The organism is Chthonomonas calidirosea T49 (genome assembly GCF_000427095.1).
In the GTDB taxonomy this organism is placed as follows: Bacteria; Armatimonadota; Chthonomonadetes; order Chthonomonadales; family Chthonomonadaceae; genus Chthonomonas; species Chthonomonas calidirosea.
The window spans coordinates 479,771-493,099 of the sequence record NC_021487.1 but is presented as its reverse complement, the minus strand read 5'-3'; the positions used below and the strand labels follow the sequence as shown (position 1 = coordinate 493,099).

At 51.7% G+C, this 13,329-nt stretch carries 12 protein-coding genes; 9 read left to right on the top strand and 3 right to left on the bottom strand.

The features are described from left to right. Positions 1-3: 3 nt before the first annotated feature. Complete coding sequence (gene dacB / locus CCALI_RS02185) at positions 4-1,521, bottom strand: D-alanyl-D-alanine carboxypeptidase/D-alanyl-D-alanine endopeptidase (RefSeq protein WP_016481835.1); 1,518 nt, start codon at positions 1,519-1,521, stop codon at positions 4-6. Between the two features lie 106 nt (positions 1,522-1,627). Here dacB and CCALI_RS02180 point away from each other — a divergent pair, with 106 nt between their 5' ends. From CCALI_RS02180 to CCALI_RS16435, 9 genes are all read left to right on the top strand, one after another. After that, the gene (locus tag CCALI_RS02180; protein ID WP_016481834.1) at positions 1,628-2,848 is read left to right on the top strand and encodes a tetratricopeptide repeat protein; all 1,221 of its coding nucleotides are present in this window, start codon (positions 1,628-1,630) and stop codon (positions 2,846-2,848) included. Beyond that, positions 2,845-3,639, top strand: coding sequence for a bifunctional metallophosphatase/5'-nucleotidase (locus tag CCALI_RS02175; protein ID WP_016481833.1), 795 nt, complete (start codon positions 2,845-2,847; stop codon positions 3,637-3,639). The genes CCALI_RS02180 and CCALI_RS02175 overlap by 4 nt, the downstream gene beginning before the upstream one ends. Beyond that, positions 3,636-5,708, top strand: a complete 2,073-nt coding sequence (locus CCALI_RS02170) for a hypothetical protein (protein ID WP_016481832.1) — start codon at positions 3,636-3,638, stop codon at positions 5,706-5,708. The genes CCALI_RS02175 and CCALI_RS02170 overlap by 4 nt, the downstream gene beginning before the upstream one ends. Continuing rightward, positions 5,698-7,005: an ArnT family glycosyltransferase gene (locus tag CCALI_RS02165; protein WP_016481831.1), complete on the top strand. Its 1,308-nt coding sequence runs from the start codon at positions 5,698-5,700 to the stop codon at positions 7,003-7,005. The genes CCALI_RS02170 and CCALI_RS02165 overlap by 11 nt, the downstream gene beginning before the upstream one ends. 201 nt (positions 7,006-7,206) lie before the next feature. Continuing rightward, the gene (locus tag CCALI_RS02160; protein WP_156412875.1) at positions 7,207-7,986 is read left to right on the top strand and encodes a hypothetical protein; all 780 of its coding nucleotides are present in this window, start codon (positions 7,207-7,209) and stop codon (positions 7,984-7,986) included. Further along, positions 7,979-9,529: a glutamine-hydrolyzing GMP synthase gene (guaA, locus tag CCALI_RS02155; protein ID WP_016481829.1), complete on the top strand. Its 1,551-nt coding sequence runs from the start codon at positions 7,979-7,981 to the stop codon at positions 9,527-9,529. The genes CCALI_RS02160 and guaA overlap by 8 nt, the downstream gene beginning before the upstream one ends. Further along, a complete protein-coding gene (gene hpt / locus CCALI_RS02150; RefSeq protein ID WP_016481828.1) occupies positions 9,526-10,098 on the top strand; it encodes a hypoxanthine phosphoribosyltransferase in 573 nt (190 codons plus the stop codon). Before guaA ends, hpt begins: the two co-directional genes overlap by 4 nt. 387 nt (positions 10,099-10,485) lie before the next feature. After that, positions 10,486-11,775, top strand: coding sequence for a transcription termination factor Rho (rho, locus tag CCALI_RS02145; protein WP_016481827.1), 1,290 nt, complete (start codon positions 10,486-10,488; stop codon positions 11,773-11,775). 27 nt (positions 11,776-11,802) lie between these two features. Beyond that, positions 11,803-12,402, top strand: a complete 600-nt coding sequence (locus tag CCALI_RS16435; RefSeq protein WP_016481826.1) for a bifunctional nuclease family protein — start codon at positions 11,803-11,805, stop codon at positions 12,400-12,402. A gap of 109 nt (positions 12,403-12,511) precedes the next feature. On the opposite strand, the gene CCALI_RS02135 is transcribed toward CCALI_RS16435, so the two are convergent. Both CCALI_RS02135 and CCALI_RS02130 read right to left on the bottom strand, forming a co-directional pair. Continuing rightward, on the bottom strand, positions 12,512-12,814 hold the full coding sequence (locus CCALI_RS02135; RefSeq protein WP_016481825.1) for a hypothetical protein: 303 nt from the start codon (positions 12,812-12,814) through the stop codon (positions 12,512-12,514). A 24-nt stretch (positions 12,815-12,838) separates the two neighbouring features. Next, a complete protein-coding gene (locus CCALI_RS02130) occupies positions 12,839-13,246 on the bottom strand; it encodes a response regulator transcription factor (RefSeq protein ID WP_016481824.1) in 408 nt (135 codons plus the stop codon). Positions 13,247-13,329: the final 83 nt, after the last annotated feature.

Genomic DNA, 13,329 nt, shown 5'->3' with positions numbered 1-13,329 from the left:
GGTTTAAGGCCTCTTGAGAGCCGTTTTTGTATCCGACCAGTTGGCTAGTGTCTCCACGATCTGGTCTTGAGCGGCGGTGCAAGTTGAGTAGGGGGCTAGGCAGTTATTGAACATGATCGAGAATACGATGCGATCCCCGTCTTTATCCGTGACATAGCCGCTTAGGGTATTGACTTGAGAGACATAGCCTGTTTTGGCATGACAGTTCTCGGCAGCCGCCGTTCCCTTCATGCGATAATAGAGACTACCATCTACGCCAGCGATAGGAAGCGAGTCGTAGAACACGTCGAAATAGGGTTGTTCCGCAAGATAGGAGAGCGCAAGGACAAGATCGTGAGGTGAGACGAAGTTGATGCGCGAGAGGCCCGAACCGTCGGCTTGGCGTATCTCATCCATAATAAGCCCTGCCTGTTGGAAGATATGCCGTGCCGTTTGCACGGCGCTGCCGTCTATGCCACCGGTTCCTTTACCGGTGGCTTTAGCACCTACCGTCTTTAGAAGGCACTCGGCAATGAGGTTATTGCTTGGTTTGTTCATGAGGCGGAGAATGGTTGAGAGGGGTGCAGAGGTATGGTCGGCGAGAGTCACGGCGTCATTTGGCTCCTGAGAGATGTCAACTAGGCGCGTATGGTCAAAGTGGATTCCCTCTTTTTGTAGGTCATTCAATAGGATAGTCGCTGTATATCGTGCTGGGTCTACTATAGTGAGTCGAACGGTGGGTTCATCACTCGATTTGATGTCTCGTGGTAGCTGACCGGTGATCAGGAGGACGTTGCGTCCTTCTAATCGGGTGCAAAAAAGAGTGTTTTGAGATTTCGATGGGCCTGTTACACCGAGGTTCTCAACGCGCACATAGTTCGCTATCGGGCTTATTTCAACGCGTACAGGAGCACCGACCTTTTTCCCGGGCATTAGATGCACGGTAATAAGATTACCATCCACATTCAATGCACTGATCTCTGCAGAGTAGTAGTAGGGTTCATCGTCCCACGCCCAGACGTCTCCGAGCCATTGCCGATCAAAGAGGCTATCGTCATAGAGGAGCGTGCCGAGCACCCGCCTTAAACCCTGTTTCCGCGCTTCCTCTGCCATCTTCTGCAGGTCTGCATCGGTCAGAGTGGGGTCTCCCGATCCTTTAATGATGAGGTTTCCGTGCAGCACACCGTCGCGGGTAAGGTGTCCGGCAGCGAGCAGGGTTGTATGATAGGTATAGGTGGGTCCGAGCTCTACGAGAGCGGCGAGGGATGTCAAAATCTTGTTATTCGAGGCGGGCAGAAAGACCCTGTCGGCATTACGTTCATAGAGCACACGCCGGTCTCTAAGCCGTTGAATAAATACTCCCTCGAACGCCGTATGAAAAGCAGGGGCATCAAGAATGGAATCTATGGTCTTGGCTAGGGGTATGTCGGAGTTGTCGCTATTCTGTGCATATCCAAAGACCGTGGACAGGCTGAGGCAGGCTAGAACGAGAAGGCAGACGTTGCAACGGCGGGCAGCATGAAAACCGCTTTTTTCTTTCATAATCTATCTATTCACCAATGAGTCGAAAAAATCCTACTTCTCAAATCTTGACAAAGCGGCTCGTACTTATGTAGATTAGCCACAAAATAAACAGAAGGAGTATTTAATGCGTTCCTTTTTCTTGACAGCAACCATTGTGAGCGCTCTTCTGTTGGTAGGGTTGCGGGGCTTTTGCCAATCTCAGGGGACCGTAACGAAGCCATCTCCACCCATGGCTCCTGTTAAGCCTTCTTTTGAGTCCCTAATGAACGCGGCGCGTCAGGCGTATTCCCAAAACAAGCTGCAGGATGCAGCGAATGTGCTACGACAAGCTACGCAACTTTATCCCGATCAGCTGCCTCCGCATGAACTATTAGCTTCTATCGATTTGCAACTCAAGAACTACACAGAGGCGGAGACGGAAGCGCAGAAGGCCATTACATTAGCGGAGAATCAGCCCGCTCCCTATGAGCTGTTGGCAGAGGCCTTGTCGGGTCAAAAGAAGTACGCAGCCGCCGAGCAGGCGCTGCGAAGGGCGATCGCTCTTGAGCCTTCGGATGCCTCTCTATGGCTACAGCTTGGCAATACCTACGTACAGACGAAGAACTATCATGAGGCGGCGCAGGCTTACTTAGATGCCCTTGGGTTATCGCCGGATAGTTTGGAGGCCCATGCGGCCTTAGGGGATGTGTACGAGCAGTTAAATGAGCATGATCGAGCCGTGTTGGAGTATGAGGCGGCCCTCCATTTACTGAATCAAAGCCCACTAGCGAAAACGCAGCCCGGCCAGCAGCTTGGCCGACAGATACAGATGGGGCTGGCGAACGCGCTGGCAGGGACAGGGCGTTATCTGCAGGCTGAGAACCTCGTAAAGCAGCTTATCGCGCAAGACCCCAAAAATGCGGACGCTCTCGCGACTCTTGCAGAGGTGTACGACACGGAAGGGAAGCATCAGCAAGCGATTGAGACGTACCAGCAAGCTTTGGCTCTCAACCCAAAGGACGCGATTTTGTGGGGCAATTTAGGTTGGGCGCAGTACAATGCGGGCGATTATGATGCCGCGATCGCTTCCAGTGAGAAAGCGCTTCAGCTCGACAAGACGCTGGCGTATGTACAGTTCAACCTTGGGCTTATCTACGCGGTAAAGGGAGATTGGGCGCGTGCGAAACGCGCTTACGATGCTGGTTTAGCTGTGGCCTCCCGAACGGATATAACCTCGGCCTTGTCGGATATTTACCATGCTATGTCGCGCGATTCGAAGAGCGTTTCGTTGCGTGAGGCCTATAGTTACTTAGAGAACGCCTACTTTCGAACTTTTTCATCCGAATCAAACCTTATCGGATCATGAGTTTTTTTATTTTACATACCAACGACTTCCATAACAAACTGACTTCCGAAAAGGCCGAGCGGATCCGGGAACTGAAGCAATCGCTGGGAGATCGTTGCTTGCTGCTTTTAGATGCCGGGGATGCCATCTCTGCAGGTAATCTTAACTACCATCTTCGGGGCGAGCCGATCCTCGATCTAATGAATGCCTGCGGCTACGACGCGATGACCCTGGGGAACCGCGAGTTTCATTTTACGAAGGTGGGGCTACGCTGTAAAATTGGTCGTGCGACGTTTCCTATCCTTTGTGCTAATCTATATGAGAAGGACAGCTCTTTCACATATTCCCGACCGATGGACACCTATTTCGCTTCATCGCCAAGCTTGCCTCTGCAGCCCGCCTTCATCCGAACAGCGCCACTCCAGCAGAAAGTTCTGGTGGTTGGCCTCACGGTTCCGATGATCACCGCCCGTATGGCGAGCCGTTCCATCTCCGCCTATCTGTTTGAAAATCCCCTCAAAGTTGCCACAGAGATGATCCCGCGTCTTCAAGCGTGGGTTCAGCCCGATCTCACCATTGCATTAACTCATATCGGCGTTGCAATGGATAGGAGGTTGGCGGAGTCGGTGCCCACCCTCGATCTTATCATTGGAGGGCATACTCACGAGCTGCTCCCGCAGGGAGAGTGGGTAGGGGACACGCTCATCGTTCAGGCGGGCTGCTATGCGAGGCACATTGGGTATGTCGAGTGGGATTTTCAGCGGGGTAGAGGGGAGAAGGGGCGTCTCACCGCCAGGGTTGAGGCTTTATGATAGCGCAGCAACTCCTGTCTCTCCTTCTGGCTCTGCTGTTGTTCGTTATCGCCTCAGGAGTTGGCCAGACACTCTTACAATGGTTTGATGCGCTGAAGCCCTACCCCTTGGAGCGTTTTGTCTACGCCACCGCTCTTGGCCTGGGCATTATCGGCTACGGAGTCTTCTTCCTTGGTCTTGCCGGTTTTCTCTATGTGCACTTTGTGGTCGCTTGGTTGCTTGTATTGGCCATCGTGGGGCTGCCGGGGACTATCCTCCAAAGTGGAGAGCTCAGGCGATGGCTGACCACATGGCGCCCTGTTCGTACGAACAACTTCTCCGTGGACACGATCGTCATCCGGTTTTGTCTGCTCTCATTGGGCTTAATTGCCATTGTGAGCGCTGTTTTGGCCATGCGTCCTCCTTCGGCGATGGAGTGGGACGTGCTGGCATATCATCTTGCTGATCCCAAAGTTTTTATTGCCAACCATCGTGTGGTCCCTCTGCCGACCGATCATCATAGCAACTTTCCGATGCTTATGGAGATGCTCTATGTAATAGGTCTACTGTTTGGCGGCTCTACTTTGGCGAACTATTTTCATTGGATGACCCTCCTCTTGCTTGTTTTAGGGATTATCGCTGCCTGTTCCCGGCACTATGAGGCGCCGGTTGGGTTTATTGCGGCTCTCATCCTTGCTACTACACCTCTTATCGTATGGGAGGCGACGACGGCCTATGTGGACATAGCCGGCGCCTGCTATTCCACGTTGGCAGTGCTTGTTCTGCTGCCTGTTTTAGATAATAGGCTCTTCGCCCCACGAAGTTGTTTTCAGTGTTGCTTGCTTGCAGGGATACTCATGGGGTTCAACCTGGGAATCAAATATTTGGGGCTCATTCCTTTCGGGCTGCTCGGCGGCTTGCTGCTCATGCGGAAAGCGTTGCTGCGATATGCTCTGATCTATTTTATCGCTGCGCTCCTGGTCGGTTCCCCATGGTACATCAAGAACGCGATCCTGTTGCATAACCCTGTCTATCCTTTCTACTTTCGGCTATTTCCGCACAGTTTGTACTGGAGTCTTGCACGGGAGAAGGCCTATAACTCCGAACAGAATCGGTTCGGATTTCCCCACGCGCTGCTGCGCGATCCTCATGAGGCTTTGATCAATCTGCTGCTAGCGCCCTGGCAACTGCTGGTAAGCGTGCCAAGATATTTCAATGGGGGGGAGTATAACTTTGGTGCTTTGATAGGTGGCTTGTACCAGGCGTTCTGTTTCCCCCTCCTTCTTGTTCGGCGCCTACCCCGTACTGTGAAAATCGTGCTTCTCCTGGGCATCTGCCAACTGGTCATTTGGTTTTTTCTAGCTCAGATAGGTCGCTATCTCATTCAGATGATGCCTCTCTTTGCTATCGGAGGCGGGTATGGGGCATGGCAGCTTTTGCGTCGATCATCAAGGGCAAGACTGGATATCCTCATTAAGGTCGTGGTAGCTTTGCTGATCGCCGGTCAGGTGGTCTACTTGCTCTGTGGATTGACTCTGTTTCCTTATGGCGGCCAGAGCGCGGTTGCTTTTATGCAGCAGACCGGCTTGCCGGCCAGCGATCTGAATGTTTTACAAGTGCTCCATGTCCTGTCGAGTAAGGCGAATGAGCAGAAGTTTTTGGAAGATACGATAGATGTCTACAATTGTGAGGATTGGGTGAATCATCACACAAAGCCACGGGATGGCGTTCTGCTCTATGAGGAAGACAGGGGGTACTATCTCAACAGGCCTTACCTGTGGGGTGATGCAGAGCACTCCGCGTATATTCCGTATAGTCGGTTTTCGAATGCCGCTCAACTGACCTCGTGGTTCCTGATGCACGGGTATCATTATGCAATCATCAATCTCAACTGGTCTCCAATGAATACCCAACACGTCCCTATTCCTTCCGATAGTGCGCTGTCGCTGCTTTTTCAGTGGTATACATCTCCTTCGGATAGTTTGACGTACTGGAGAAAGCTCATTGGGCTTGCGATCAGTCAACACTTCTGGGTTCCCGTCTATGTCAGCCATGGATGCGTGGTGCTGAGGCTTGGAAATGACCACTAGTCGTCCTCTGTTAAGTCATCGCGTTGCGTTGCATCTGCCCTTGTTGATCTTGCTTTTTATCTACCTCTGTGGGGCTTTGATCCACGCTTGGCTCGTTCCGATAGGCCAGACGGGCTATCAGGACGCCCCCGATGAAAACGCTCACGCCCAGTATGTTCGCACCTTGTCACTAGGGCATCTGCCCTCGTTCCGCGACTGGCAGAACGATGCCACAAAACAAAATTATGAGTGGCACCAGCCACCGCTTTACTACCTTCTAGCGCTGCCATTTTATCGCATGGGGTATAGAGCCGTTCGGCTCCTCTCCATCTTTTGTGGCGCAATCGTGATTGTGCTGACCTATCTCGTTGGCAGAAACCTGTTTCCCGACAGGGACTTACTCGCTTTTCTGGGGGCGGGCATTGTGGCTTTGCTCCCAGGTCACATCATGCTGACCTCCGTCATCAACAACGATGCGCTCCTTGAGGTTTGGTTTGCTGCCGCTTTCCTCGCGATGGTGGTCAGCTTGAGAGAGGGGCTTACTCTCTCTCGTAGTTGCTGGATAGGTTTGAGCCTAGGGCTGGGGCTCATAACAAAAGTAACTGCTATCCTCCTCATCCCAGTTTTTCTCTTCTTCTTATGGCTTATGTATCTTTCTGGTCAGCAAACGAGAAAACTGGTGATCTCAGCGGCAGTGGTTAGCTGTATGAGCCTTTTGGTGGCAGGTTGGTGGTATATAAGGAACGTCATTGTGTATGGCGAGCTGTTTCCGCTCAAGGAGTTTTCGCAGACTTTTGCTGGAACAGCACAGGCGTCTGTAGTGGCACAGCATCTTGGAGGATGGGGCAGCTACTGGTGGCACAGCCTGTTATGGAGCTTTATGAGTTTCTGGGCTGTTTTTGGCACCCCTAAGCTTGCTGCACAGGGTATACCCGCCTACCTGCCCGGAACCGTCTACCTGCTGACGGCGCTTATTAGCCTAATGATGGCCGTTGGACTAGCAAGGGTTCATCGACAGCGCAAGGGATTTGCGACCTACCAGATTCACGGTATTTGGCTGCTAATGGCGTCCGTGGGGATTGTCGGTATCGCGTTTATTGTCTTTCTGTCTCACTATTTTCAAGTTCAAGGACGATACATGTATCCGGTGATACTGCCCTTGGGGATTCTGATGAGCCTAGGCTGGTGGGGGATTTGGAGAGACATCCTTCCGGAGCGTTACTTGAAAGTAGCGTGCTATCTTCTCTTAGCGCTACTAGGTGCGCTTTCTCTCATTCTCCTTGGCGCCATTCAGTCGGCAAACGCGCCGACATTTTAAGGACTTATCGGGTAGCATAAAGGGTAAGAACGATTCCGTTCATCGAAAATCGCAAAAAACTAGAAAGGAGGGAGGCGTGGAAGGAAGCCAGCGCTAAGCCGTGCTTCCTCCCTGCGTTTATGCGCAGGAGGTTCCACGCTACTTCATGAGATGACGGACGAGCGGCATGCAGTCCACTATTCCTTTGTTGATGAGGAATCGTTGGACAGTACAGAGGACGTTATTGAGCAGAACGATCTCGTGCTTGAAGCGTTTCTTAACTGGATGACAGATTTGACAGACCATACATCAACTCAAGTAACATGGCATTATGCGAACGTGGAGGCCTTTCTAGAATATCTCTCCACCGTCGCTCAGACGACAGTGTTCAACCTGAATGAATTCGACCTGAGATGGTTTTTGTTCCACTACTACATTCGTCATGATAGTAGTTACGTGGAAGAAGCGGCCGCGCATATCCTCCCAGCTTCGTTAGGGCTCTTTTTTCAGTTTCTTGATGAGGAGAGGGGATGGAAGACGCCGCAATGGATACTGGATGCGCTCCGAAATCAGGCTTGGTTTGAGAAACGGTTGATAGATTATCGAAAGCTCTCTGCTCTCGATCTCGAAGCCGCCGAATTGGCCTATGTACGCTGGAATCAAGAACTTTTGGAAGATTTGGATAATCGTCTCCTTCTGCTTCCGAAAGAGCTTGTGGAAGGGGTTTTGTGGAACGAACCGGCCGGCTGGCGTGAGGCGGCTTTGTATCGGCAAGCCTCGAGGCTATGGCTTCGACTGCGTGAGGAGTTGTTAGCCGATGCAACCCTAAGCGAATCTGATGTTCGTGAGGCACTTCTCTCGGCCTACACGAACTGGGTTCGAACACCGCAGGAACGACTAGAGAACCAGTCTCCCATCGAGGTCATTTTAGCGGAGCGTGATGAGCGGGCCGGGCTCATGCAGGGTGAGGATGGCTTGGAGGAAGTGGAAGAGGATGAGTAGCGCCAATGAGCTGGTTTTAGTCCTTGATTTTGGGGCTCAGTATACCCAGCTTATCGCGCGTCGAGTGCGCGAGTGTGGGGTTTATTGTGAGATCGTTCCTGGTGACATTTCGGCGGAACGTCTCGCGGCCCGCCACCCAAAAGGGCTTATTTTGTCTGGCGGCCCGAGCAGTGTCTATGAGCCGCAAGCTCCTAAGGCCGACACGGGAATATATGCCCTCGGTGTGCCGATTCTCGGCATCTGCTACGGGCTGCAGCTGATGGCTTATCAACTTGGAGGGCAAGTAGAGCCTGCTTCGCATCGGGAGTTCGGGCCTGCGGAGATAACACTGTTGAAGGCAAGTCCTTTGTTTCAGGCGATCGGTCAGGAAGGCTCTCGTCTCTCCTGCTGGATGAGCCATGGAGATAAAGTGCTTAGCCCACCCGCCGGCTTCGAACTGCTGGCTATGACATCGGCTACCCCTGTGGCCGCGATGGCCGACAGACGTCGGCACTTTTATGGGGTTCAGTTCCATCCAGAGGTTGAGCACACTCCCTTCGGGAAGGAGCTAATTCGCACGTTTCTGTATGAGATCTGTCGGTGCAGGGGTGGGTGGAACACGCAATCCATTCTGGATCAAGCAATTCGTGAAATATGTGAACGCGTTGGTGACGGCCGTGTCGTGTGTGGTGTGTCGGGCGGTGTGGATAGCTGCTGTGTGGCTGCCTTGCTTCATCGGGCTATTGGAAAGCAGTTGACCTGTATTTTTGTGGATCATGGTCTTCTGCGCAAGGGGGAGGCCGAGCAGGTACGTAGGGATTTCGCAGAGGCCTCCGGCATCCATTTGATATATGTAGACGCACAAGATCGCTTCCTGGCACGACTTAAAGGCGTAACGGACCCGGAGCAGAAGCGGAAGATCGTTGGGGAGGAGTTCGTGCGAGTTTTTGAGGAATGTGCCTCAGAAGTTGGAGGGGCCAGGTTTCTTGCACAGGGTACGCTTTATCCCGACGTTATTGAGAGTGGCGCTAGCAGCAAAGCCCATGTTATCAAGACCCATCACAACGTCGGCGGACTCCCTAAGGACATGCAGCTTGAGGTCATCGAGCCCTTGCGCATGCTATTCAAAGATGAAGTGCGTGCCTTAGCTCTCTCCATGGGTCTGCCGGAAAGCATTGTGTGGCGTCATCCGTTTCCTGGTCCCGGCCTAGCGATTCGCATTATTGGCGAAGTGACCCCTGAGAAGCTGCACATTCTTCGCGAGGCTGACGCCATCTTTGTTGAGGAGCTGCAGAAGGCCGGCCTGTATCGTACGCTCAGTCAAGCGTTTGCTGTTCTTACCTCTATCTACAGCGTAGGGGTGATGGGTGATCAGCGAACTTACGCCTATCCTATTGTGCTCAGAGCGGTGACAACGGAGGACTTTATGACAGCCCAGTGGGCACGTCTGCCCTATGAATTTCTCGAAAAAGTGAGTCGTCGTATCGTCAACGAGGTCGTCGGAGTCAATCGTGTCGTTTATGACATCAGCACCAAGCCGCCGGCAACTATCGAGTGGGAATGAACCGTATGTCTGACATTACCGAAGCTCTACCACCTCATCGAGTGGTGCCCTTTATCACCGAGGAGCAGATACAGCATCGGTTACAACAGTTGGGCAAGCAGATCACCGAGGACTATCGAGATGTCCATCGCCCATTGCTGTTGGTAGGGGTCTTAAAAGGCGCTGCCATCTTTTTGGCGGACCTTGTACGCAGCATCTCACGCCCTGTGGAATTCGACTTTGTAGCCATCTCATCTTATGGAAAAGCAACTCACACTTCCGGCGAGGTGCGTATTCTGAAAGATCTTGACGCCTCAGTAGCGGGCAAGGATGTGATCATTGTAGAGGATATTCTAGACACGGGGTTAACTCTGAGGTTTAGCTATCTGATGGAGAACATACGCAATCGGCATGCTGCCAGCGTATCCGTATGTGTACTGCTTGACAAACCCTCAAGGAGGCGAGTTCCGATTGAGGTGCGCTATTGCGGGTTTCGAATTGATAACCATTTTGTGGTAGGTTACGGCATGGACTATGCCGAGCAGTACAGAAACCTTCCTTACATAGGAATCGTAGAAATAAGTGAATAACATACGAGAGATAGCAGAGACACGCTCGGTGGAGAGCGAAAAAATATGAAGGTATGATATAATAGTATTAGGAACGGTACAAGGTAAACTCTTTTGGCGATAAGTTTGCGCCAAGCAGTTAAAGTCTACCCACACTCAACAGACAATACTTTCGTAAGCTCCTCGGTCGGTTATTCTCGAAGCTACCGAATTTCTCCCAAAATTTCCATAAGTACTTTCGGCACCCCGATGGAGTGATAGAACAATACTCTCATCCATGCGTCTATTGCAAGAACTGTTGCATCATTGTGCTTGCAGCACAATGATAAACACCTATATCAACCAGCGTTTTTCAAAAAATCAAATCCATGACTTATCTTCTTTTAGTAACGAGGTGATTTAGTATCTATGGAAGACACAACAACCACCAGCTTCGACCTATCCATGCTCGAAAATAAGAGCCTTGCTGAGCTTCAGGAGCTAGCTAAGGAACTCGGCATTCCGCCTAGCTCAAACGGCGTTCGCAAGGACGAGCTGATCAGCAAGATACTTCAGGTTCAGTCTGAAAGAAATATCATGATCTTCGCGAAAGGCATCCTCGAGATCATGCCGGAGGGGTGGGGGTTTTTACGCCGCAGCAACTTCTCCCCGAACGCTGAGGACATCTATGTGGCCCAAGCGCAGATCAAGCGTTTTGGCCTAAAAACCGGCGACGAGGTGGCGGGTATGATCCGCCCACCTAAGGACACGGAGAAGTACTATGGGCTTTTACGCGTAGAGACGGTGAACGGCGTAGACCCGGAAGTCGCTCGTAATCGCGTTAACTTCGATGACCTTACCCCGATCTATCCCAATGAGCGGTTAGTGCTTGAAACGAGCCGTACCGAAATGACCGGGCGAATTATGGACCTCATTTGCCCGATAGGGAAGGGACAGCGCGGTCTTATCGTCGCCCAACCGAAGGCCGGAAAAACAACCCTCCTGAAAACCATTGCCAATGCCATCACCACGAACCATCCTGAGTGCGTTCTGATCGTGTTGCTGATCGATGAACGCCCTGAGGAGGTAACGGATATTCGGCGTAGCGTTCGGGGTGAGGTTATTAGCTCCACGTTTGATGAAACACCGGAAAACCATATGCGCGTGGCCGATATGGTGCTTGAGCAGGCCAAGCGACTGGCAGAGGGTAAGCGGGATGTGGTTGTCCTTATGGACAGCTTGACGCGCTACACACGGGCATCGAATCTTACGGTGAACCCAAGTGGACGCACGTTAGCGGGTGGACTTGACCCCGCAGCTCTCTACAGGCCGAAACGATTTTTTGGAGCAGCACGTAACATAGAAGAGGGAGGTAGCTTAACCATATTGGCTACCGCTTTGGTAGATACCGGTAGCCGCATGGACGACCTGATTTTCGAGGAGTACAAGGGAACCGGCAACATGGAAGTTGAGCTTGACAGAAGCCTAGCAGACCGCCGGATCTTTCCAGCTATCTCCATCGTTAAATCAGGTACGCGACACGATGAACTCCTCTACGACGAAGAGACCTATCGCCAGATTACAAAACTGCGTCGGCTGCTCTACAGCCTCGATCCGGCAGAGGCTCTTGAGTTACTGCGAGATCGTTTGCAACATACAAAGTCAAATAAAGAGTTTCTGGCGATGGTGGAGCGCACTTTGAAGAAGGATGTGGACTAGCGCTTTAGGGCGTTAGGAGGCGATCGTATGGGAGAGAGCGATTACAGAGATCGATATGGTGATGAGCCTCAAGAAGGAAAGGAGCAATCCGAGCCTTCATCGGAGCCCGATAAGGAGTCCATTGAGGAAGCTATGCGGGAGCTTTTTCGCAAGTGGAATCTCGATGATGAGAGCGCAGAGCTTCCCGCTCGTTCCCCCGATCGGCCCCTTGAAGCTCGTCAGGTACAGGTTGTCAATGTATTTCAAGAGACCCACAGTATGTTTCCCGATGTTGGGTCGGATTCGATCTTTGTTCTCCTAAAAGACAATCTTGGAAGGCGTCTCCGCATTCATATCGAAAAAGGGGTTGCATTTGCCATTGCCTTTGCTCTGCAGGGGGCTACCCCCGATCGGCCTGGCACGCATGATCTGCTGAAAGTAGTCATCGAGCGTTTAGGGGCCACGCTTGATCACGTGATCATTGACGATCTCTATCAATCGATCTTTTATGCCAAGATCGTGCTATCTCATGAGGGAAAGCTGATTGAGATCGATTCGCGTTCAAGCGATGCGATCGCGCTGGCTTTGCGTTTTGATGCGCCGATTTATGTGGCCGAGTCGGTGCTAGAGGCAGTGCAGTCGGATTAGTCGGCGTTTCGTGTTCTGGGTTATGTTTTCGTGGCCGTTGTGGCTGCAAGATCTAATTTTTTTTACATACCTTGTCTTATCGGACATTCGTTTTTAACACAAAATGTCCTTATACATCGTCCTTAACGCGCGACGAAGTACGACGCCGACCGCGACCTCTTTTCTCACGTGACGGCTTTTCGTTTAAAACAACTCCAATTTCCGGTAACTGCGATTCGATCTCACGGATTTTCTCATAGCAAGCCTGAAGAATTGAATTCGCATCGCGCAAATGATGCGCCACATCGTGTGCAGCTTGTTGGCGCATACGCCAGCGCCAGATCGCGTAAATCGTTATAGCACCGCCGATAGAAGCAGCGGTGCTGGCGAGAAGGATCGCGGTATTTCGCCGGCTCAAGCTTGTCTCACTCAACGTTATCTAACTCCCAACAACTAACTAACCGAGATCAAGCACATTACCACCCTCATTCGACTCCATAGAGCTAAAAATACGCTTCACGAAAGAAACAAGCTCCATGGGGTTAAAGGGTTTGGTAAGATAGAGGTCAACTCCACTGGTGTACCCGCGGAACACGTCCGTATCTTGTGCTTTGGCGGTTAGCATGATGACCGGCAGATCGCGTGTTTCCGGGTTCTTCCTCAACTGTTGCAATACCTCAAAACCGTCCATGTAGGGCATCATTACGTCAAGAACAACGAGGTCTGGCTTTTCCGAAGCCACCTTTTCAAGTGCCTCTTTACCATCGTAAGCCGTTACCACCTGGTAACCCTGCCGTTCAAGATTAATCTGTACAAGGCGCACAATGGCCCGCTCATCATCTACCGCTAGTATCTTCTTGGGCATATCCTCAACTTCCTCATCTCAACGCCGCTATCTAGCAGCGCTTCATTTGGCTTCATTATATCTCAGAAACCGCTTCAAGTCAA

Coding starts and splice junctions, on each gene's coding strand:
- rho (WP_016481827.1), top strand. CDS start 10,486: ATGGAAGACACAACAACCACCAGCTTCGACCTATCCATGCTCGAAAAT.
- CCALI_RS16435 (WP_016481826.1), top strand. CDS start 11,803: ATGGGAGAGAGCGATTACAGAGATCGATATGGTGATGAGCCTCAAGAA.
- CCALI_RS02170 (WP_016481832.1), top strand. CDS start 3,636: ATGATAGCGCAGCAACTCCTGTCTCTCCTTCTGGCTCTGCTGTTGTTC.
- CCALI_RS02180 (WP_016481834.1), top strand. CDS start 1,628: ATGCGTTCCTTTTTCTTGACAGCAACCATTGTGAGCGCTCTTCTGTTG.
- guaA (WP_016481829.1), top strand. CDS start 7,979: ATGAGTAGCGCCAATGAGCTGGTTTTAGTCCTTGATTTTGGGGCTCAG.
- dacB (WP_016481835.1), bottom strand. CDS start 1,521: ATGAAAGAAAAAAGCGGTTTTCATGCTGCCCGCCGTTGCAACGTCTGC.
- hpt (WP_016481828.1), top strand. CDS start 9,526: ATGAACCGTATGTCTGACATTACCGAAGCTCTACCACCTCATCGAGTG.
- CCALI_RS02165 (WP_016481831.1), top strand. CDS start 5,698: ATGACCACTAGTCGTCCTCTGTTAAGTCATCGCGTTGCGTTGCATCTG.
- CCALI_RS02130 (WP_016481824.1), bottom strand. CDS start 13,246: ATGCCCAAGAAGATACTAGCGGTAGATGATGAGCGGGCCATTGTGCGC.
- CCALI_RS02175 (WP_016481833.1), top strand. CDS start 2,845: ATGAGTTTTTTTATTTTACATACCAACGACTTCCATAACAAACTGACT.